Here is a 21689-nt window from a genome sequence, read left to right on the forward strand (position 1 = left end):
AGGTGAAGATTGATGTTTGAAAGATTTACGGAACGGGCGCGGCGGGTTGTGCTTCATGCGCAAAAGGAAGCGGCCAGGTTAAGACATAATGTGATCGGAACCGAACATCTCCTGCTTGGTCTAGTCAGAGAGGGAGATGGTGTTGCCGCAAAAGCTTTGGAATTATTGGGAGTCGATCTCAATAAAGTCCGGAATGAAGTAGAGAAGATTATCGGCGTGGGGGAAGAGATGGTCTTTGGGGAGGTTCCCTTTACCCCACGGGCCAAACGCGTTCTGGAACTGGCTTGGGATGAGAGCCGGCAGATGGGCCACAATTACGTCGGAACAGAACATATTCTTTTGGGGTTAATCCGTGAGGGCGAGGGGGTCGCCGCCCAGGTGCTGAAGAACCTGGGGGTGGATTTGGAAACCGCCCGCAAACAGGTCTTTAGTCTGCTTGGGGGTAACGTTGGTGCCGGTCCCGCCGGTAAGGGGGGTGGCCCCAGTAAAACCCAGACCTTGAACCAATTCGGGCGGGATCTGACCGAATTGGCCAGAGTCGGGAAATTGGATCCGGTGATTGGCCGGGAGAAGGAGATTGAACGGGTGATTCAGGTCCTCTCCCGCCGGACGAAAAACAACCCGGTGTTAATTGGGGAACCGGGGGTGGGCAAAACCGCGATTGTGGAAGGGTTGGCCCAGCAGATCGTCGCGGGAGATGTGCCTGAGGTTTTGAAGAACAAACGGGTGGTCACCCTTGATCTGGGTTCGATGGTTGCCGGTTCCAAGTACCGGGGTGAATTTGAGGAACGGATGAAGAAGGTGCTGGAAGAGATTAGAAGCGCGGGCGATGTCATTCTCTTCATCGATGAATTGCATACCCTGGTCGGGGCGGGCGCGGCGGAAGGGGCCATTGATGCGGCCAATATCCTCAAGCCGGCGCTGGCCCGGGGCGAAATGCAATGTGTTGGGGCGACCACTCTGGACGAATACCGCAAGTATGTGGAGAAGGATGCCGCTTTGGAACGGCGGTTCCAGCCGATCATCGTTGGGGAGCCGACCCGGGAAGAAACGATCCAGATTCTGAAAGGGCTGCGGGACCGCTATGAGGCACACCACCGGGTGAAGATCACCGATGAAGCGATCCGGGCGGCGGTTGACCTCTCCGACCGCTTTATCTCCGACCGTTTCCTGCCGGATAAAGCCATTGATCTGATTGATGAAGCCTCTTCCAAAGTACGGTTAAAAACCACAGTGACTCCGCCCAATCTGAAGGACCTGGAAGACAAAATTGAGCAGGTGCAAAAGGAGAAAGAAGCGGCGATCCGTAATGAGGAATTTGAAAAAGCAGCCAGTCTGCGGGATGAGGAGCAGAAACTCCGGGCTAAGCTGGCCGCGGATCAGAATGACTGGAAAAACCGGCAAAGCCGGTTGGAGCCAAACGTGACCGAAGATGAGATCGCCGAGGTGGTGGCCAGTTGGACCGGGATTCCCGTCACTAAACTGCAGGAAGGAGAGGGCGAGCGTCTCCTGCGGCTGGAAGAGATTCTCCACCAGCGGGTGATCGGCCAGAACGAGGCGATCAATTCGGTGGCCCGGGCGGTGCGACGGGCCCGTGCCGGCCTCAAGGATCCGAAGCGACCGGTGGGTTCCTTCATTTTCCTGGGTCCGACGGGAGTAGGGAAAACTGAACTGGCCAGAGCATTGGCGGAGGCTCTTTTTGGGGATGAAAACGCCCTGGTGCGGCTGGATATGTCTGAGTACATGGAGCGACATACCGTCTCCCGTCTGGTGGGCGCACCTCCGGGCTACGTCGGCTATGATGAAGGCGGCCAGTTGACGGAGAGGATCCGCCGTAAGCCATACAGCGTTATCCTCCTCGATGAGGTGGAAAAGGCCCACCCGGAGGTCTTCAACATCTTGCTGCAGGTCCTGGAGGACGGACGCCTTACCGATGCCCAAGGGCGGACGGTTGACTTTAAAAATACGGTGCTGATTATGACCTCGAACGTGGGTGCCAACCTGATTGAACGTTCCGGGCCGATCGGCTTTAAGGTCGACAGCAAAGATGATGAGGGAACCGTTGATTATGAACGGATGAAAGAACGGGTCTTGGATGAACTCAAACGGACCTTCCGGCCGGAGTTTTTAAACCGGATTGACGATATTATCGTCTTCCACCCGTTACGAAAAGAGGAACTGGAGCAGATCATCGAACTGATGCTCAAAACGCTCCGGAAGCAATTAGAGGAAAAAGGAATTAAACTGGAAATCTCGCCGGAAGCCAAAGAAATCATCTACAAAGAAGGCTATGATCCACTCTTTGGCGCCCGGCCGCTAAGGCGGGCGATCCAGAGGTTGATCGAAAATCCGCTCTCCGATGAGATCTTGCGCGGCCGTTTCCGCGCCGGGGATCTGATCCGGGTGAAGGCGGAGGAGAATCAGCTCAAGTTCGAAAGGGATGAAGCCTCCGCCGAAGCCTCTTCCCTAGTGTAAACAGCAAGAAAAAAGCCGGAAAATACGAAAAAATCCTTCCCGGTGGGGAAGGATTTTTTCGTGATCTTAAGAAGATTTTACTAAGAGATCCACCGGCAACCAGGGAGAAAAGGAACGGGGGCAACACCGAAGGTCCGGTTTGGCGGGAGACTGGCTCTACGCCAAAAGGCCGTCCGGTGGCTTGGTGCGTGGTTCGAGAGCAAGGTATGATCCGCTTTTCAATGGGACATATTACCAGAAGCAGGGTCTTGAGCGGCCCTAAAACCAATAGGCATAAGCACGGTTGAAGCGTCAGAGGAGGTGTGATGTGAGGGTGGCAGGGGATGATTCCGGAATCATAAAGATATTACAAATGGTCGCGCCGGGAACAGCCCTTTATGAAGGCTTGGAAAACATTTTGCGCGCGCGAACCGGAGCGCTGATCGTTGTGGGGGACAGCGAAAAGGTGATGCAAGTAGTGGACGGGGGCTATCAGATCAACGCGGAGCTTAACCCGGCGAACCTCTACGAGTTGGCCAAGATGGATGGTGCCATCATCTTAAGCAGCGACGCGAAGCGTATTCTTTACGCCAACACCCATTTAACGCCGGACTCCATCATTCCGACCCGGGAAACCGGTTCCCGACACCGCACGGCGGAACGGGTGGCGATTCAAACCGGAGAAATGGTGATTGCCATATCCCAGCGGCGTAATCTGATTACCCTTTTCAAGGGGAACTTGCGTCATGTCCTTCGTGATGTGAGCACAATTTTAGTGAAAGCAAACCAAGCCTTGCAAACCCTTGAGAAATATAAAAGTGTGCTTGACCAGGCGCTGGTTAATTTAAGTGCCTTGGAGTTTGAAGACCTGGTGACCATTACGGAAGTGGCCACCGTGGTGCAGCGTACGGCGATGGTCTCGCGGATTGCGAAGGAGATCGAGATCTACATCTATGAACTGGGGACGGAAGGCCGTTTGGTGAACATGCAGTTGGAAGAGTTGATGTATGATGTGGAGGAAGAAGGACTCCTGGTCTTGAAGGACTATATTCCCAATCTTGAACAGTTGGAAAAGGTCCAGGAGGAACTGTTCGGTCGGAGTTATGAAGAGTTGGTGGATTTAGCGGGAGTAGCTAAAGAGATGGGCTTTTCGGTCCAGTCTTTGGATGTGCCGGTCACTCCACGTGGTTACCGGATCTTAAAAAAGATTCCGAAACTTCCCTTCCCGGTCATTGAAAACCTGGTTCATCGGTTTGGCAACCTCCAGAATATTGTGGGGGCTTCGATTGAGGAATTGGATGAAGTGGAAGGGATCGGCGAGGTAAGAGCCCGTTCGATCAAAGATGGGCTGCGGCGTCTGCGGGAACAAGTCTTGTTGGACCGCCATATCTGAAAAGACGAAAATAGCCTGGGTGTAAAAAAATATCTTGACTTTATACATTTAATCTGTTAAAATCTATTATTTTATATAAATTGACATAATGACCGGTTTCGTGGTATACTATTTAATGTTGAAACTTTTCCTTTGGAGGTAGCTTAATGTTTAATGTTGGAGACAGGATAGTATACCCCATGCACGGGGCCGGAGTCATCGTGGGCATCGAGCAGCGGAACGTATCCGGAACCCCGGAAGATTATTATATAATCAAGCTCGCCAGCGGAGAGATGAAGGTAATGATTCCTGTTTGCAACAAAGATCTGGTCGGTCTACGGGAGATTATCAGCAAGGATGAAGTGGAGAAAGTCCTTGAAGTGCTCAGAAATAAAGAGATGGATATGTCGTCGAACTGGAATCGGCGTTACCGGGAAAACATGGAGAAGATCAAGTCTGGCAATATTTATGATGTGGCTGAGGTCGTCAGTGGTTTGTCCTTGCGGGACCGGGAGAAAGGACTCTCGACTGGGGAACGAAAAATGCTGGAGAACGCCAAAAACATTCTTTACAGCGAATTAGCGATGGTGGAGGACCTTGACGAAGAACAGGTGCAGTCAATGGTGGAGGAATGTCTAAATTAGCGCCAGGAAGACTGGCTTTTTTTTTTCGCTCCCCTTCCATAACGGTGATTTTTTAAAGTTTTTTCCAAAAGATTGTATCCGGCGAGGGATATTATTTATCATTATGGATAAATTAAGAAGAAAGGAGGTGCCAAAAGTTGTTTACAAAGATTTTAACAGTTTTATTTGGCTTATCTACCGGTTTTGCTGGTTATTATTTTGTCTTTTCCTTCTTTCCCCATCTCCACTGGCTGGTTATCTCCGCTTGTGCTTTTGTGGGTTTGGTCTTGGGTTATCTTTTGGCGAAGTTTCTCATCCCCGCCTTGTGGTTAAAGATTGAAGAGAGCTTTCAGAAGACGACGGTTCCGGAACTGATCATCGAGGGATTGGGCATCTTTTTTGGGTTACTCCTCTCTGGTTTGTTTGTTGTGGCCATGCCCCTTACCCGCTTGCCCGGTCCGTTGGGCAACACTTTGGCGTTACTGATTATTCTGATGATCACCGGCACGATCGGCCGTCTGACCCACCGCAAAAAGGATGAGATCCTTAATTTCCTGGGCGCAACCACGAGAATAGGTGAAAGAGGTGGAGGTAAAGGGCGTTTCCCCGCGGGGAAGGCGTCTTATAAAGTTTTGGATACCAGTAGTATTATTGACGGGCGGATTATGGACGTGGCCCAGACCGGTTTTATGGAAGGGATCTTTATCGTTCCCGGCTTTGTCGTGGCGGAACTACAAAGAATTGCCGATTCGTCCGATTCGCTCAAACGGAACCGCGGACGCCGCGGGTTGGATATATTAAACAAAATGCAGAAAGACAGCAGTATTACGATTCGCATTTACGACCAGGATTTTGAAGATTTAAGCGATGTGGACACCAAAATTGTCCGCCTGGCCAAAGTTTTGGGCGCGAAGGTGATCACCAACGATTTCAACCTGAATAAGGTGGCTGAGTTATACGGGGTTCAGGTCCTGAACATCAATGAACTGGCCAATGCGATCAAGCCGATCATCCTCCCCGGGGAAGAGGTTGTGATCCAGGTGATCAAGGACGGGAAAGAAATGGGGCAAGGCATTGCCTATCTGGAAGACGGCACCATGATTGTGGTTGATGGCGGACGTCAGTATATTGGCGAAGAGATTACGGTGACGGTCACCAGTGTCCTGCAGACCGCCGCCGGACGGATGATCTTTGCCAAGCCCAAAGAGGGTATAGTGGCGAAGGCTTCCTCCCTTTCGTAGAAGTGGAATTATAGCTTTTCTTAAAAAAAGTGGCAGGGGTGTGGGCGGAAAGTCCCCTGCGGTTGTATGGAGATGGGTCAAGCGGGGTGACCCGCTTTTTTTATTTTTTAAAACCCTCCGGCTTTAAGGAACGGAAGAGAGAAATTAACGTTAAACGATAAATTTTTATTGACAAAGATAAAATATTCTTATAGAATGGGTCTAGACGACCTGCGAAATTAACCTGACTGGAGGGAGCTTTATGGAGATCAGCCTGGATAAGGTGAGAAAAGCCTCGATAATGAAAAGAATATGATGTAACCCTTTGAAGGAATGGTGATCAAGATTGGCAATTATCACAAGACTGGACCGGGTGCTGGCCGACCGGAAAATGGCCCTTAATGAGCTGGCGGAACGGGTCCAGATTTCCGTAGTTAATCTTTCAAATTTAAAAACGGGCAAGGTGAAAGCAATTCGCTTTTCCACCCTGAATGCCATCTGTCGTGCACTAAACTGCCAACCGGGTGATCTCTTGGAATACGTGCCGGATGAAGCAGGAGAAGTTGAAAGTAGGAGCTAAAGGCGCATGTGGGAGCACATTTTAAGACAGGTGAAAACAAGTAACGAACAGAATCTAGTTGATGGACGGTGATGGCAAATGGAGAAGCGGACCGATTGGCAGGTGGTGGCCATAATCCCGGCGGCCGGTTCCGGGCGGCGGATGCGGACACCAGGACAGCCCAAGACGCAGAAACTACTCCTTCCTTTAGCGGGGAAAACCATTTTGCGGCGTACCCTGGAAGCGTTGTCCCTCCCGGAGATCACCGCCTTTTTCCTTCCGGTGGCCCCGGAAGACCAGCCGTTCTTTGCCGAAGAGCTAAAGGCGGCCGGTCTTGGGCAAGAGGTGATTTTCTGTGCGGGGGGACCGGAACGGCAGGATTCGATCGCCAATGCCCTGGCGGCCGTGGAAAGTTGGTCGGGTTGGCGGGTGCCGCCGGAGCAGCGTTTGGTGGTGATCCATGACGCCGCCCGGCCGTTGGTGGAAACGGAGACCATACGCCTGGCCCTTGCCGTAGCCCAAGAAACCTGGGCGGCTTGCGTTGGGGTTCCGGTGAAAGACACCATTAAAGTGGTGGGGCCCGACGGGGTTATAACACAAACCCCGGACCGGCGAACCCTGTGGGCGGCCCAGACGCCCCAGGTCTTTTCCTGGCCGCTTCTGCGGCAGGCCTATGCTCAGGCCCAGGCGGGTGGGGAGAAAATGACCGATGATGCGGCGTTGGTGGAAAGGACCGGCCATCCGGTCCGGATTGTTCCCGGTTCCTACCGGAACCTAAAGATCACCACCCCGGAGGATATCCCGGCGGCCGCTGCCCTGCTAAACGCGGTAGAAGCGGGCCAAGCGACGGGGGAAATGACGGGGGAAGAGGCCCCGGTGTTGACGGCAGAAACGGCGGCGTCCGGGTCGCGGCCGGCGCCTACAGTGCCTGCGCTCCGGGTGGGGCAAGGGTTTGATGTCCACCGGCTGGTGACAGGACGCCGTTTGGTCCTAGGTGGAGTGGAGATCCCCGCTCCGGTGGGGTTGGCCGGTCATTCCGACGCGGATGTCCTAATCCACGCGGTGATGGATGCCCTCCTGGGGGCCGCCGGGGCGGGCGACATCGGGGAACTGTTTCCGGATACCGATCCGGCTTATTGCGGGATCGACAGCACGCTGCTTTTAAGGGAAGTAATGGCCAAACTGAAGGCGGCGGGCTGGAAACCGGTTAACCTGGACGTGACCGTGATTGCGCAGAAACCGAAACTGGCCCCTTACCGGGGCAAGATCCGGGCGCGGCTGGCGACCCTGCTGGGACTGCCGGAGACGGCCGTCAATGTAAAAGCAACCACCACTGAGGGTTTGGGTTTCACCGGACGGGAGGAAGGAATTGCCGCCCAGGCGGTGGTGCTCCTTGAATCCATTTCCTTTTCTTCTCCGGCTTCTTGCCCCGAGGCATAAAATATGGTACGATAAGTGTAAATTAAAAGGGGTGCTCGAAAGGGCTGAGATTATACCCTTGGAACCTGATCCGGGTAATGCCGGCGTAGGGAGTTTAGCTTGTGGTCCCCTTTTATGGGGTTTTTTTCTTTAAGCCCTGTTTCGTGGTTGCATCCCGTAAGGAGGAATTGATGATGGTTTTAAAAAGAAGGGGCTTACTTTTGGTGCTGGTGTTGGTTTTAGTTTTGGTGTTTTCGCTTCTTTGGCGCGGGTATTTCGGCCGGCCGGAACGGCCGCTCACGGTGTATACCTACGCCAGCTTCCCACCGGTCTTGGTGGAGCAGATCGTCAACCATTTCCAAAAGGAATACGGTGTCAAAGTGGAATTCCGGTCGTTCTCCGACACGGGGCCGCTTCTGAACCAACTGGCTCAAGAGAAGGAGAAACCCCAGGCCGATGTGGTGATTGGCCTTGACAACAACTACTTGCCCAAAGCTTTGGAGCTGGGAATTTTTACCCCCTATAAACCGCAGGCGGCGGACCGGATCCGTCCCGATCTGATTTTTGATCCAGAGTTTCATATGACCCCCTTTGATTACGGGTATGTGGTCTTCAACTACGACAGTGAACGTTTAGAAAGCGTTCCCGCTTCCCACCGGGATCTGCTCAAGCCGGAGTATAAAGGGAAGATCGTGGTGGAGAACCCGCTGACTTCCTCACCGGGACAGGTCTTTCTCCTGACCACCATTGCCCTTTTTGGCGAAGAAGGCTATCTTGATTTCTGGCGGGCCTTAAAACCCAATCTGCTTACGATCACCCCGGGCTGGGATGAAGCTTATGGCATCTTTACCAGCGGCGAGGTACCATTGGTGGTCTCTTACGGGGCCAGTCCGGTTTATCACCTGATCGCGGAGGGAACGGAAAGATATAAAGCACTGGTTCTGGACGGCGGGGCCTACGCCCAGATCGAAGGGGTTGGGATCGTAAAGGGAACCCCCAATTTGCAAAACGCGGAGCGCCTGGTTGATTATATCCTGTCCCCCGAATTCCAGGCGCTGATCCCGGAAAATCAGTTTATGTACCCGGTACGGAGTGACGTCAAACTGCCCGATAGCTTCCGGGTGGCCGCCCAGGCCGATCGGCTGTTGAATCTTCCGCCCGATCAGGTGGCGGCCAATCTTGAACGGTGGTTGTCCGCCTGGGAGCAAGTGATCAACGAATGACCGGCGTCAGAAACCGGCCAAACACCTTGTCCCTGATCTTGCTCGTTCTTTTTTTCCTTCCGGTGCTGGCCGTTCTCGGCCAGGCCTTCCTGCGTCCGCAGGCCTGGCCGGAACTGCTGGCCTTTCTTCGTTCCGGACAGTTCCGGCGCGTTTTGGCCTTCAGCGTGAGCCAGGCCTTTTGGAGCGCCTTTTTCAGTTTAGTCTTGGCCGTACCCGGGGCTTATTTTTTCGGGCGCTACGAGTTTCCAGGGAAACAACTCCTCCGGAGTGTGATGGTTCTTCCTTTTATGCTTCCGGGGATCCTGGTTGTCCTGGCCATGGTCGTCTTTTACGGACAAAACGGCATCCTCAACACCTGGCTGGCGCGGCTTTTCCCCGGACGCAACTTGGCTTTCACCGGATTGTACGGGTATAAAGGGATTGTGTTGGCGCACGTTTTTTACAACTTCGCCTTTTGTCTGCGGATGTTGGGGGAGCGCTGGGAGCGGATCAGTCCGAAGTTGGAGGAGGCCTCGACCGCTTTGGGCGCGGGGCGGATGATCACTTGGCGACGGGTGATCCTGCCGCTTTTGGTGCCCACCATTGGTTATCTGGGGATCCTGGTCTTTCTCTATTCCTTCCTCAGTTTTACCGTCGTCCTGGTACTGGGCGGCTATCTGTACCAGACTTTTGAAGTGCTGATTTATATCGAATACAATAATAAACTCCGTTTTACCCATGCTTCCATGCTGGCCGGGGTGCAAATGCTGCTGCTGGCCGGAGTCCTCGCCCTGCAGCGGTGGACTCAGCGGCTGGCCCAGCGGGAAAGCGGCGAACTTAGTCCGCTGCCGCCTTTGCAATTGAAAAAATATCCGGTTAAAACCGTGCTTTTCCTCTTTTATCTGGCCGGCAGTCTGCTTTTCTTTTTTATGCCCCTGTTTTTTGTCCTCTTCCGCTCCTTTAAAAAAAGAGGGCTGCCCGACGGGAGCTGGACGTTGGATAATTACCGGCAACTGTTCGGGACGAGTTTCCGTTTTGTGGTGGGGCGTGAGTTATGGGCGGTGGTCGGGACCAGTCTCGTCTTGGCGGTTACCGTGGGTCTGCTCACGATGGTCCTCGCCTATATACTGGCCCGGGCGCGGCGGCAAAAGCCATGGGGAGGAATTGACCTTTGGCTGCAATTGCCGATGGGGATCTCCTTTTTGACCTTCGCCTTTGGCCTGTTGAAACTGGTTGGACCCACCCTGCCGCCGGTGTTCTTAATCGTTTGGGCTCAGGTCTTTCTGGCTTTTCCTCTGGTCTATGCGCTTTTACGTACGGCGCGGCGGGAGTGGGGGGAAGAATTGATTGAAGCCGCCCAAAGTTTAGGTGCGTCCGGGTGGGAACTTTTCCGCACGGTGGAACTGCCGTTGATGCGGAAAGCATTAAGCAGTGCTTTTGCTTACGGGGCCGCCCTCTCGTTGGGCGATCTCTCGGCGGTTTTAGTGTTAGGCCAGGGGAAAGTGATCACACTGTCGGTGGCGGTCTATCGTTTGATTGGACATTACAATTTTCCGCAGGCGATTGCGTTGGGGACCATCTTTATCTTGCTGGCGGCGGCGCTCTTTTCAGTGGTCGAGGTGGGTTATCCCGGTTCGGAACCCGGCGGGCACGGGGAAGGGAGGAGGCAATGACGAAAAACTTTTTACAGATCGATGTCACCAAGGATTACCCGGAGTTTCGGTTAACGGCCAACCTGACCGTGGGGGAGGGCGAGTTTTTCTCGTTGGTCGGACCCAGTGGCTGCGGGAAAACCACCCTGCTCCGGTTGATCTCCGGTTTGGTCCAGCCCGACCAGGGGCGGATTGTTCTCGACGGCCGGGATCTGACCACGGTTCCCGTGGCCGACCGGCGGATCGGTTTTGTTTTTCAGGATTATGCGCTTTTTCCCCACTTGACTGTAGGCGAAAACATCGAATATGGCCTTAAGGTCCGGCGTCTGCCCGCGGCGCGACGCCGGGAGCGGGTCCAAGCCATGCTGTCGGTCTTCGAGATTACCGCGCTGGCCGACCGGCGGGTCCAGGAGCTTTCCGGCGGGGAAAGGCAGCGGGTGGCTCTGGCCCGTGCTCTGGCTCCCGAACCTTTGCTTCTCCTCCTGGATGAACCTTTTGCCGCTCTAGATTATAGCTTGCGGCGGCGTCTCCGGCGCGAACTGAAAGAGCTCCAGATTAAACTGGGCTTTACCGTCATCTTCGTCACCCACCAGCAGGAGGAAGCCCTCGCTCTTTCGGAAAGGTTGGCGGTGATGCAAGCCGGCCGGATTCTTCAGGTGGGGACGGCAACCGAAGTCTATACCAGCCCGGCACATCCTTTTGTGGCCACCTTTCTTGGTGATGCCAACCTGATTCCGTGTAACGCCTTGCCCACCGCCGAAGGGCTGCTGATTCGCCCCCGGGACGGACAGGAGTTTATCATTCCGGCCGCGGAAAACCAGGGGAACGACGCAGGGGAGACGGAGAAAACCGGCGGGTGCTATTACCTGATGGTCCGCCCCGAAGATGTGATTCTTGAGACCGAAACCCCCATTTACCGCGGGACAATTACCACCTGGGAGTATCTGGGATACGCCTCGTATGCCGAGGTGAAAACCGACCACGGCTTGACCATCAAAGTTTTAACCGGAAAAGAGACCCGTTATGCACTGGGAGCAAGGGTCGGTTTTTCTTTCCGGAGAACTGCCTTGAAATTGCTCCCCATAAATGAGCATCCATCATCATAGAATGGTGAAAAAGACCTTTTGTTAAAAATTATAGAAATTTATAGAGGAAAAAGGCAAGGATCCGCCAAATAGTATGGTGTAAGGGGAGTTTTTCAAGGGGGGAGCGTAGTGTTGGCAAAGATGGACTTGGGTGGGATCTGGGAGCTGCATCCGGTGGCGGAGTTTAGTCGCCTCTGGTTGAGTGAGGAGGTTCCCGCTGAAGGCTGGGTCCAACAAGAGATTCCCGGTCAATGGCAGGAGCTTAAGGAATTTTCCGGGTACGCCGGGAAAATGGTCTACCGGCGGAATTTCCGATTTACACCGGAAGCGGACCGGATTTACCGCCTGGAGATCGGGGGCGTTTTCTATAAATATCGGGTTTACCTTAATAACTATGCGATCGGGGGCCAGGAGGGCTATTTCTATCCTTCCTCCTATAACATCACCCCTTATTTGCGGGAAGAGAACCAGATCCTCTTGGAGGTGGAGTCGCCCGGGAAAAAAGGCGACGGGGCGACGGTGCCGGTTTTAACCGGAATTTTTACGGGCCATCCCGTTTTCCCGGAAGGGTTCAACCCCGGTGGTATTTGGCGGCCGGTGCGGATCCTCAGCAGCGGCCCGGCTTTCATCGAAGGCTGGCATTTACGCACGGAGGAGTTGGCGGAGGATGTCGCAACCCTCAGTTTAAAGCTGGAGGTATACGCAGCCCGGCCGGCGGAGATCAACGTCCATTTGCAACTTGTTCCCCATAATTTTGACGGTCAGAGTTACCAACAGGTTTTTCCGCTCAAATTGGAGAAAGGGACTAACCAATTTGCGACCCGCTTTATACTTCACGGTGTCCGTCCCTGGCAGACCTGGGATCGGGGGCAACCTTGTCTCTACCGGACCAGTCTGACCTTGCAGGCGCTGGGGGAAACTTGGGATGCCCAGGAAATGCTCTTTGGAATCCGGACTTTTACTCTCCAGAATATGATCCCCTATCTCAACGGCCAGCGCCTGCTGGTGAAAGGGAGTAATTATCTCCCGCCCGCGCTTTACCTGAGCAAGGTGGAGAAGGATGACTACCAGCGAGAGATTGACCTGTTGCGGCAGAGCCACCAAAATATGGTCCGTTGTTACCAGCACATTGAGAAGCCCGAATTTTACCAAGCTATGGATGAGGCCGGAATTCTTGTTTGGCAAGATTTTCCCCTCCCGGGCGGGTCGACTTTTAACAACCTGACCAACCTTTTGCAGCAGGTGGAAGCAGCCTATAACCTACTGGGTAATCACCCGTCGGTGGCGATCTGGACGATCTGCAACCAGAGCGGGTTTGAAGCGTTGCCGCCGGAACGGCCCAATGTCAACTTCTACCGGGTCGTGCAGAAGTTGGCCCAGCGCCTGGCGGAGATCGATCCGGGGCGGCCGGTGATCTCCGTTTCGGGCCAAGGATCGTTTCGGACGGCGGTCGATACCGGGTTCAATTTCCAGTACCCGGAAGAGATTCACCGGTTTGACCAGTACCGGCGGGGCGCAAAACAACGCCGGATCCGCTTTGTCTCCTGGTTTGGCCGGGCGGCACTCGGTTCGGCCGAACCGGATGAAAAAACACGCGTCCGCAGCCAGAAGCAACAGGCGGAAACCCTGCGCTTTTACATCGACCGCCTGCGCTTTCATAAATATAAACCTACCGGTGGCATGCTTTTCTTCTGTTTCCGTTCTTTGGACACGGGGCTCTCCTGGTCGGTGGTGAATGGAGAAGGCCGCCCCAAGGAGGGTTTTGCTATGGCGGCCCTTTGTTACCGGCCGGTTTATGTCTTTGCCCTTTTACCCCGGGAAAAATACCGGACCGGTACACTTCTGCAGGCTCCGATCTGTTTCAGTAATGACCGGATTGATTCCGAACAACCGCCGGTCCTGGTGAAAGCCCGGCTGACCGACCCCCGGGGGCAACTGGTCTGGAAAGACCAGTGGACCGTCCAGCCCCGTCCGGACGAAGAGACCCGGATCCTCGGCGAAGTCTCCGTCATGCTGATGACCAAGGGTGTCTACCGGTTGAATCTCCAATGGCTGGACCAGGAAGAAACCGTGGAGAACAACTACCAGATTAACGTGGTTTAGGACTTTTTGCAAAAACGTCAAAAATTTGATATTGACATTAATCGCCGGCGCCCTTATAATTACAAATAACATTTAATAGGAATAATTATACATTTGTTTGGGTAAAGGCGAGGAAGGACTTTGTTTTTACCGTTTGGGACCTAGAGAGCAGGCGGTTGGTGTAAGCCTGTACCGGCGGTAAAAATGTTCCCGGTCTGGAGCTGCCGGAAGGAACCCGCAGACGCTTGCGGCGTGGGGCGGTTAGTAATTCCGGCCGGAATGATCCGTTACGATTTGATCCGGAAAGCAGTTTCCGGGTCGCTAAGTCTCTGCCGGCGGCAGAGAGAAGTAGGGTGGCACCACGAGCCTCTCGTCCCTATGGGATGAGGGGCTTTTTTTATATGGCTTTGCCAGAGGGAATATGTGACGGAGGTGTTGATGGATGAAAGTTCTGGTGCTTGATAATGTTTCAGAGCAGGCGGTGGCGATTCTGCGGGAGCAGGGGATCGAGGCCGAAGTCTCCCCGACGCTGCCGGAGGAAGAACTGATCGCCAAGATTCCGCCCTACGAGGGGATGATTGTCCGCAGCCAAACAAAGGTCAATGCGCGGGTGATCGCGGCGGCCACCAACCTGAAGGTGATCGGACGGGCCGGCGTGGGTGTGGACAATGTGGATCTGGACGCCGCCACCAACAAAGGGGTGATCGTCCTGAACGCGCCCGATGGGAACACCATCTCCACGGCGGAGCACACGATTGCCATGATCATGGCCTTGGCGCGAAAGATTCCCCAGGCCCACAGTGCGCTCAAGGCGGGCCACTGGGACCGGAAGAGTTTCACCGGGGTGGAGATCAACGGTAAGACCTTGGGGATTATTGGGATGGGGCGGATTGGCACCGAAGTGGCCAAGCGGATGCAGGCGATGGGGATGACCGTTTTGTCCTTCGACCCCTTCCTCACCGAGGAGAAAGCGGCAAAACTGGGTGTCCGCCTGGTCACCTTGGATGAGTTACTGACGGCCGCCGATTTCATCACGGTCCATACTCCGTTGACCAAAGAGACCAAAGGACTCCTCAATGCCGAGTCTCTGCAGCGGACCAAGCCGGGCGTGCGGATTGTCAACTGTGCCCGCGGCGGGATCGTGGATGAAGAGGCCTTGGCCGACGCGATCGAGGCCGGGCACGTGGCGGGGGCGGCGCTGGACGTGTTCAGCGAAGAACCGCCCACCAACCAAAGATTGCTTGCGCTTCCCCAAGTGGTCGTCACCCCGCATCTGGGGGCTTCAACCGCGGAGGCCCAGGTTAACGTGGCGATCGACGTGGCGGTGGAGATGGCGAAAGTGCTGAAGGGCGAGCCTTTCAAGAACGCAGTCAACCTGCCGACGATCCGGCCGGAAGTGATGAAGATCCTGGCCCCCTATTTCCCGCTCGCCGAAAAACTGGGCTGTCTAATCGGACAGTTGACCGAAGGCCGTTTACAGCGGGTTGAGGTGGAGTACAGCGGGGAGATCACCGAATATGACCTGAACCCGTTGACCACCTTGGTGGTAAAAGGACTGTTGCAACCGGTTCTCAACAGCGAGGTGAATATCGTTAACGCCCGTGTCCTGGCGAAACAGCGCGGGATCAAAGTGGCCGAGCGGCGTGAGGCCAGCGATCCGGACTATAACAATAAAATCCGGGTCAAGACCATCTCCGACCAGGGCGAGCGGGTAGTAGCGGGGGCCTTTTTCCGCCAGAACGACCAGCGGGTGGTGGAGATCGACGGTTACCACTTTGACGTGGTTCCCCATGGCCACCTTTTGATCGCTCCCCACCAGGACAAACCCGGGATCATCGGCCAGGTCGGAACGATCTTGGGCCGGGCCGGGATCAACATTGCCTACATGCAAGTGGGCCGGAAAGAAGTGGGCGGAACGGCGATTATGGTCCTCACGGTCGACCATGAGATTCCGGCGGCGGTCTTGGATCAGATCAATCAAGTAGAAGGCATGGACAAACCGGTTCAGGTTTGGCTGTAAAAACCAGCAAGTATAAGCTGGGAATTGTCCGGCAGCTAAAAATTCCTCCCGCTCCGTTTTGAGCGGGAGGTTTCTTTTTCGGCCGTAAAAAACCGCATAAAATGGGCAAAATTAAGACAATAGCCGATCCACGCAGGAATTACCGCCGCCGTGCCGAAGAAAATATACTGTTTGTAAACCACGATAGAGACGGAGAAACGGAGTGACATACTTGGATTTAAAAGCGCTCATCCGGGAGATCCCGGACTTTCCCCAACCGGGAATCAGTTTTAAAGACATTTCCACTGTGATCGGCAATGCCCAAGCCTTCCACTATATCATTGAAGAGCTGGCCAAGGGCTTCCGGGCGGACCGGCCGGAAGTGGTGGTCGGGATCGAATCCCGCGGCTATATTATCGGCGCTCCCCTGGCCTACGCCTTAGGAGCCGGGTTTATTCTGGTCCGCAAACCGGGAAAGCTGCCGGCGGCCACCGAACGGATCGATTATACCTTGGAGTACGGCGAGAACTCCCTTGAGATTCATAAAGATGCGATCCGCCCCGGACAAAGGGTGCTGATCGTTGATGACATTCTGGCGACCGGCGGGACCGTCTCCGCCACGGCGGAACTGGTCCGGCGGCTCGGGGGCGAAATTATTGGTTATGCTTTCCTGGCCGAACTAGATGCGCTCCAAGGCCGGACCAAATTGGACGGGGCGCCCATTATCTCGCTGGTCCATTACGAAGATTAGGACATTTACCCTCATGACAAAAAGTCCACGGCCAAACGCACAACCGGACCCAAATGACCATATGATGTAAGAAAAAAAGAAAAAGCTGGAGGGATACCGGATGGATGTGGAAAACTATGGCCGTAGAGACCGTTACGAGGGGTTGGTGTTTCTCCTCTTGCTTTTGCTGATTATCTTATTAACCTGCGAATAGTTTATAGTCTATTGTACTGACTGCTTAACTAACCCCGCCATGATAAAAACCCGGATTAGTTGACGGGGGGTTAACCTGCAAACCGTGGTCTCCACGGTTTTGTTTTTGCTGGACCAATCGAGGGAAGGGGTAAAAAGGATGATTTTACTGACAACTTTAAACGCCCACTATGTCCATACCGCATTGGCGCTCTACAGTTTGCAGGCCTATTGCCGGAAGGATCTTCCGGACCTGCAGGTGGTGGAGTTCAATATCAACCAGAACCTGGACTGGATCCTGGGAGAGATCTACCGGAAAAAGCCACGGATCCTGGGGGTCTCGACGAATATTTGGAATATAACTGAATCTTTGGAGTTGGTCGATCGGTTAAAGAAAGTACGGCCGGAGACGGTGGTGATTCTGGGCGGGCCCGAAGCCACCGCTGATTACGCCGCCATTCTTCAGCGGCCGGGGGCACCCGATTTTATTGTCCTGGGGGAAGGCGAAGAAACCCTCCGCCAGCTCCTGCTCCAACTGGAAAAGGGACAAGCCGACTTTTCCAGCATCGCCGGGTTAGCCTGGTGCCAAGGGGGAAAGGTGCTCCGGACCCCGGACCGGCCCCCCGTCGACCTGGCGGCGATCCCCTTTCCCTATCCCGATCTGTCCGCCTTTCGCCACCGGATCCTTTACTACGAAGCTTCCCGGGGTTGCCCCTTCCGCTGCACCTACTGCCTGTCGGGCTGGGAAGAGGCCAACCTCAGGACTTTACCGCTGGAGCGGGTCAAAACCGATTTGAAAAAATTCATTACGGCGGGCGTCCGGACCGTAAAACTGATCGACCGGACCTTCAACCTGGACCGGGCACGGGCGGCCGCCGTCCTCCAGTTTTTGCTGGAGCAGGAGGGCGAGACGGAGTTTCATTTTGAACTGGTGGGTGAGCTTTTGGATGAAGAACTGATCCGGCTCCTGAAGGCCGCTCCGTCCGGGCGTTTCCGGGTGGAGATTGGTGTCCAGTCCACCTGTGGCGCTGCCCTGAAGGCGGTCCGGCGTTATTATAATTTAGCTGCCTTGCAAGCCAACTGTTTGGCCCTGACCGCCAAGGATGAGGGGTTAGAGCAGCCCCGCCCCCTTGTGCACCTGGATCTGATCGCCGGGCTCCCTTACGAAGATCTGGCGACCTTTGGCCGTTCTTTCGACTGGACATTCCGCTTGCGTCCCGACGAATTACAACTGGGCTTTCTGAAGCTGCTGAAGGGTTCGCCCCTCCGGGAACAGGCCAAGGAGTACGGCTATGCCTTTACCGCAACGCCTCCTTACGAGATCCTCCGGAACAAATGGCTTTCCTATGAAGACCTCTTGGTACTGAAAGGCGTGGAGGAGATGGTTGAGAAATTTTTTAATTCGCGCCATTTCCGCTACACCCTGGCCTATCTTTTTAGGGACGAGACCCTATCCCCCTGGGCTTTCTTTGTGGCGCTGGCCCGTTTTGGTCAAGCTCAAGGCTTTAGCGGACATGCCCGCACACAAACCGCCCTCTATGACGGGTTGTGGCGGTTTTTAACCGGCGAATTTGTGGCAATAACCGGACAAAAACTGTGGCCTGAGGAACACCTGCGGTCCCTCTTAACCTTTGACTATTACCTGAGTGGTACCGGCGGAGCCGCCCCCGCGTGGTTGCTACCCCAGGCGACGGGGCTGCGGGAAGCGGTGAAAGAGTTGCTGAACGATCCGGTGCAGAAAGTCGTTCCGCTCCCGCCGGACCGGCCCGTTAGTGAAGTACGCCGCCGGATGCTGGTCTTTAATTTCGGGCTGGATCCGGCGACCGGGGAGGAAGGCCGCTGTCCGATTCTGATTTACCGGCCGGCGCAAGGCCGTCCCGTTTGGTTTCGGCTTCCATCGACGCTGGTGGCGGCAGAAGCGGTTCCAATCCAAGTCGCCAGCCAATCCGGAGGTGAATCCGATGAGTGAAGAACGGTGCTCACGGGCGGCTACGGACCGTTTGGGCCTGGGAGACCTGCGGATCAAGCAACACCCGTCCATCTTCAAGTTTACGGTCGACCCGATTCTGCTGGCCGGTTTTGTCCGGATCCGGCCGGGTGCTTCCGTCCTTGACCTGGGGACTGGTGCCGGCGTGATCCCCCTCTGGCTGACCGGTTACCGGGGTGTTGAACGCGTGACCGGGTTGGAGATCCAGCCGGAAGTGGCCGCGTTGGCCCGTGAAAATGTCAAGCTCAACGGTTTGGAGGACCGGATCCGGATCCTCACCGGCGACTTGCGAACGCCCCCAGCCGACCTGGCGGCGGCCAGTTTTGACTGGGTTTTGAGTAACCCGCCCTACTGGCCGGCAACAGCCCACCTTCTGCCTGAGACGCCGGCCCTTGCCCAAGCCAAATTCGAGTTGACCTGTACCCTGCGGGATGTCGTGGCGGCGGCGGCCTATTTTTGCCGTAACGGCGGGCGGGTGGGTCTAATTCACCTGCCGGAACGCCTGCCGGACCTCCTGTGTGCGCTGCGCGACTTCAAACTGGAACCCAAAAGGCTCTGCTTGGTGCAGCCGAAACCGGGCGCGCGGCCCCACCGGGTGTTGGTGGAAGCGCAGAAGTTGGCCCGTCCCGGCCTCAAAGTCATGGCCCCCTTTTCGATCCAGGGGGCGGACGGGAACTTCAGTCCGGAAATGGTCCAAGTGTACCAGGGGAAACAGCTGGGCGCGGGTAGCGGGTAAGTCCGGGCGGATCCGGGCTTAATGTAGAAGATGAACCACCTCCGTTCCCTTTCCTCCCGGTCAGCAATAAATTGATAGGGAGAAGTTTATCTGACGGAGGTGTGCAAATGTTTCAACACCGATTGAAGCGGGCCGTTGCCCACCGCTTGGCACCCACCCTGGCCCAGAAGGTGCTCAACGGATCCCCGCCGGAAACGGTCCAAGTGATCATGGAGTTTCCCACCCTCCACTCCTGCCGTTCCCAACGCCTGCGGGAACTGATCCAGAAAGAAGGAGGGCGAATCGTATATGAACTACCCCTCATCAACAGTCTGGCGGTGGAGTTGCCCTCCGAAGCTCTCCTGAGGGTGATCCCGGAGGCGCGGGTGAAAATGGTGTGGCCCGATGCCAAGGCGGCACCCTGTCTTGATGTGGCGGTCCCCGCCATTGGGGCGGATCAAGTTTACCGGACCGGGTTGACCGGGAAGGGTGTAGTCGTGGCCGTGATTGATACGGGGATCGCCCCCCATGTTGACCTGATGAAACCGGAACCCCGGATTGTAGGTTGGTATGATCTGGTCAACGGAAAAAGCGAACCCTATGATGATGAGGGTCATGGTACGCATGTGGCCGGGATTATCGCGGGGAACGGGTACGAATCGGAGGGGAAATATACCGGCGTAGCCCCGGGGGCGCTGTTGGTTGGGGTGAAGGCTTTGGATCACCGGGGGAGCGGGCCCATTTCCCGGGTGATCGCCGGGATCCAGTGGGTGGTTGAGCATAAAGAGGAGTACCGGATTAAAATCCTTAACCTGTCGCTTGGTGCGCCGCCGGAAGAGGGTTACCGGACCGATCCGGCGAGTAAAGCGGTGGAGGCGGCTTGGCGGGCCGGGCTGCTGGTTTGTGCCGCCGCCGGTAACATGGGACCGCGGCAACGGACCATTACCACTCCGGGGATTTCACCGCGGGCCTTAACCGTCGGGAGCATCAACGACCAGGGGACCATTCCCCGGGAGGACGACGTGATCAACGATTTTTCCAGCCGGGGTCCGACCATCGACCGGCTGGCCAAACCGGACTTGGTGGCACCGGGGGCCAATATCACTTCCTTGAGGGTAGATGGCGGTTATGTGTCCCTGTCGGGGACTTCAATGGCCACCCCAATGGTGGCGGGGGCGGCGGCTTTGCTTTGGGAGAAGGATCCGGCCCTAACGCCCAACCAAGTCCGTGAACTATTGGTCGCCACGGCCGAAGACCGGGGTTACAACCGGTTAATCCAAGGAGCCGGTTATCTTAATGTCGGTGCCGCTTTGGAAAAGTTGGCGGGTAACCAGGCGGCGCCGCCCTCCCCCAGTGACGATCTACTTTTTACTTTTTTTCTCACCCTTGGTCTCCAGTTTGCCCCGGGCGAACGGCGGCAGGAGTTGCTCACGGTCTTGACCAACCATTTGTCGGCCGCACTGCAAAAGGCCGGTTGGTTTCAGACGGGTGACACCAGCTTTTACCAGGAACATCTTCCCCAGGTCCTTTACACCCTTGGCGAGTGCTTGTTCCGGCAACCGGCCGCCGAAAAATAAAGGCCTCATGCAAGGCCTTTTTCTTTTTGGGCTGAAAAAGCCTACAGAATGGTTTTTAACCAAAGACCGGCAAAGAGCGACAGGCAAAAACTGGTTAAAGTGCCGACCAGATAATACTCGGCAAAATCCCGTTTGTTCAGTTCCTGGTACCGGGCGAGGGATTTGGCGGCCAGGACAAAACCAACGGCCGAAATAGCGTCAACGGCCACCAGTGTAATCAGGATTAAGCGTTCCATTATCCCAATGGCGCTGCTCAACCGCCGGGTCTTTTCTTCCTGGGCGTCTTCGGTGAGCCAGGCCAGGATCCGGTTGGTTAAGACTGCACCACCGAAGACGGCGGCAAGGTAAGTAACGGCGACCCAGAGGATTTTTTCCAAGGGAAGGACGGCAAGGGAAGCGGGTGTTGCCGTCGCAAAAACGGGTACCGCCGGGCGGAGGCGTTGGTAGAAGGCGATCACTTTCGGGTCCGGGACGTCTGCGGGCAAAAGCGGGGAAAAAGCGAGCAGTGCAAGGAGATGAAGCCCTTGGTCCAGCAGAAACAGGAAGAGTTTGGTTCCGGCCGCTTTACCCCTTTCCAGCCAGGATTTGGCGCTGTCGAGCAAAACATGGGCGAGACCCACCAGGACCGCATAGAAGAAAGCGGCCTTCAACCCGTAACAGTGGACTGCCAGCCAGGTTAATCCGGTGATGAGCAGCCCGTGTTTCAGATGGGCCCAGATCCGGCCGGCGTTTTTTGCGGCGACCAGGTGGTCGTTCTGCAGGAGAAAATCGCCGATGAGATGGGCGCAGAGCACCAACAGAAAAAGAGTCATTCCATTCCC

At 55.4% G+C, this 21689-nt stretch carries 16 protein-coding genes and 1 riboswitch; of the genes, 15 read left to right on the plus strand and 1 reads right to left on the minus strand.

From position 1 onward, the window contains the following. The first annotated feature begins 12 nt into the window (after positions 1-12). The 15 genes from G5B42_RS09405 to G5B42_RS09475 all read left to right on the plus strand — a co-directional run bounded on the left by G5B42_RS09405 (position 13) and on the right by G5B42_RS09475 (position 20868). Entirely contained in the window at positions 13-2475 is a 2463-nt protein-coding gene (locus G5B42_RS09405) for an ATP-dependent Clp protease ATP-binding subunit (RefSeq protein WP_181340217.1), read from the plus strand. Between the two features lie 352 nt (positions 2476-2827). After that, positions 2828-3847 carry a DNA integrity scanning diadenylate cyclase DisA gene (gene disA / locus G5B42_RS09410; protein ID WP_181340246.1) on the plus strand — a complete coding sequence of 340 codons (1020 nt, stop codon included), beginning with the start codon at positions 2828-2830 and terminating at the stop codon, positions 3845-3847. Between the two features lie 146 nt (positions 3848-3993). Continuing rightward, complete coding sequence (locus G5B42_RS09415; RefSeq protein WP_181340218.1) at positions 3994-4470, plus strand: CarD family transcriptional regulator; 477 nt, start codon at positions 3994-3996, stop codon at positions 4468-4470. A gap of 137 nt (positions 4471-4607) precedes the next feature. Next, positions 4608-5690 carry a PIN/TRAM domain-containing protein gene (locus tag G5B42_RS09420; RefSeq protein WP_181340219.1) on the plus strand — a complete coding sequence of 361 codons (1083 nt, stop codon included), beginning with the start codon at positions 4608-4610 and terminating at the stop codon, positions 5688-5690. A 325-nt stretch (positions 5691-6015) separates the two neighbouring features. Beyond that, entirely contained in the window at positions 6016-6249 is a 234-nt protein-coding gene (locus G5B42_RS09425) for a helix-turn-helix domain-containing protein (protein WP_181340220.1), read from the plus strand. Between the two features lie 78 nt (positions 6250-6327). Continuing rightward, entirely contained in the window at positions 6328-7668 is a 1341-nt protein-coding gene (gene ispF / locus G5B42_RS12170; protein WP_181340221.1) for a 2-C-methyl-D-erythritol 2,4-cyclodiphosphate synthase, read from the plus strand. A gap of 17 nt (positions 7669-7685) precedes the next feature. Further along, a riboswitch (TPP riboswitch) is annotated at positions 7686-7778 on the plus strand. 63 nt (positions 7779-7841) lie between these two features. Next, positions 7842-8870, plus strand: a complete 1029-nt coding sequence (locus tag G5B42_RS09435; protein ID WP_231133426.1) for a thiamine ABC transporter substrate-binding protein — start codon at positions 7842-7844, stop codon at positions 8868-8870. Next, positions 8867-10522 carry an ABC transporter permease gene (locus G5B42_RS09440; RefSeq protein WP_181340223.1) on the plus strand — a complete coding sequence of 552 codons (1656 nt, stop codon included), beginning with the start codon at positions 8867-8869 and terminating at the stop codon, positions 10520-10522. Before G5B42_RS09435 ends, G5B42_RS09440 begins: the two co-directional genes overlap by 4 nt. Next, a complete protein-coding gene (locus tag G5B42_RS09445; RefSeq protein ID WP_181340224.1) occupies positions 10519-11607 on the plus strand; it encodes an ABC transporter ATP-binding protein in 1089 nt (362 codons plus the stop codon). Before G5B42_RS09440 ends, G5B42_RS09445 begins: the two co-directional genes overlap by 4 nt. Before the next feature lie 108 nt (positions 11608-11715). Continuing rightward, the gene (locus G5B42_RS09450; protein WP_181340225.1) at positions 11716-13689 is read left to right on the plus strand and encodes a glycoside hydrolase family 2 protein; all 1974 of its coding nucleotides are present in this window, start codon (positions 11716-11718) and stop codon (positions 13687-13689) included. A 421-nt stretch (positions 13690-14110) separates the two neighbouring features. Next, positions 14111-15688 (plus strand): phosphoglycerate dehydrogenase, encoded by a 1578-nt coding sequence (gene serA / locus G5B42_RS09455; protein ID WP_181340226.1) that lies wholly within the window; start codon positions 14111-14113, stop codon positions 15686-15688. Between the two features lie 211 nt (positions 15689-15899). Then, on the plus strand, positions 15900-16418 hold the full coding sequence (locus G5B42_RS09460) for an adenine phosphoribosyltransferase (RefSeq protein ID WP_181340247.1): 519 nt from the start codon (positions 15900-15902) through the stop codon (positions 16416-16418). 331 nt (positions 16419-16749) lie between these two features. Further along, entirely contained in the window at positions 16750-18558 is a 1809-nt protein-coding gene (locus tag G5B42_RS09465; protein ID WP_181340227.1) for a B12-binding domain-containing radical SAM protein, read from the plus strand. Continuing rightward, the gene (locus tag G5B42_RS09470; RefSeq protein ID WP_181340228.1) at positions 18551-19312 is read left to right on the plus strand and encodes a tRNA1(Val) (adenine(37)-N6)-methyltransferase; all 762 of its coding nucleotides are present in this window, start codon (positions 18551-18553) and stop codon (positions 19310-19312) included. The genes G5B42_RS09465 and G5B42_RS09470 overlap by 8 nt, the downstream gene beginning before the upstream one ends. 107 nt (positions 19313-19419) lie before the next feature. After that, positions 19420-20868, plus strand: coding sequence for a S8 family peptidase (locus G5B42_RS09475; protein ID WP_181340229.1), 1449 nt, complete (start codon positions 19420-19422; stop codon positions 20866-20868). Positions 20869-20909: 41 nt separating this feature from the next. On the opposite strand, the gene G5B42_RS09480 is transcribed toward G5B42_RS09475, so the two are convergent. Further along, positions 20910-21680: a DUF3307 domain-containing protein gene (locus G5B42_RS09480; RefSeq protein ID WP_181340230.1), complete on the minus strand. Its 771-nt coding sequence runs from the start codon at positions 21678-21680 to the stop codon at positions 20910-20912. Positions 21681-21689 lie beyond the last annotated feature (9 nt).

Source organism: Capillibacterium thermochitinicola (genome assembly GCF_013664685.1).
GTDB classification, from domain to species: Bacteria; Bacillota; UBA4882; order UBA10575; family UBA10575; genus Capillibacterium; species Capillibacterium thermochitinicola.

Coding starts and splice junctions, on each gene's coding strand:
- G5B42_RS09405 (WP_181340217.1), top strand. CDS start 13: ATGTTTGAAAGATTTACGGAACGGGCGCGGCGGGTTGTGCTTCATGCG.
- disA (WP_181340246.1), top strand. CDS start 2,828: ATGGTCGCGCCGGGAACAGCCCTTTATGAAGGCTTGGAAAACATTTTG.
- G5B42_RS09415 (WP_181340218.1), top strand. CDS start 3,994: ATGTTTAATGTTGGAGACAGGATAGTATACCCCATGCACGGGGCCGGA.
- ispF (WP_181340221.1), top strand. CDS start 6,328: ATGGAGAAGCGGACCGATTGGCAGGTGGTGGCCATAATCCCGGCGGCC.
- G5B42_RS09435 (WP_231133426.1), top strand. CDS start 7,842: ATGGTTTTAAAAAGAAGGGGCTTACTTTTGGTGCTGGTGTTGGTTTTA.
- G5B42_RS09440 (WP_181340223.1), top strand. CDS start 8,867: ATGACCGGCGTCAGAAACCGGCCAAACACCTTGTCCCTGATCTTGCTC.
- G5B42_RS09445 (WP_181340224.1), top strand. CDS start 10,519: ATGACGAAAAACTTTTTACAGATCGATGTCACCAAGGATTACCCGGAG.
- serA (WP_181340226.1), top strand. CDS start 14,111: ATGAAAGTTCTGGTGCTTGATAATGTTTCAGAGCAGGCGGTGGCGATT.
- G5B42_RS09465 (WP_181340227.1), top strand. CDS start 16,750: ATGATTTTACTGACAACTTTAAACGCCCACTATGTCCATACCGCATTG.
- G5B42_RS09470 (WP_181340228.1), top strand. CDS start 18,551: ATGAGTGAAGAACGGTGCTCACGGGCGGCTACGGACCGTTTGGGCCTG.
- G5B42_RS09475 (WP_181340229.1), top strand. CDS start 19,420: ATGTTTCAACACCGATTGAAGCGGGCCGTTGCCCACCGCTTGGCACCC.
- G5B42_RS09480 (WP_181340230.1), bottom strand. CDS start 21,680: ATGACTCTTTTTCTGTTGGTGCTCTGCGCCCATCTCATCGGCGATTTT.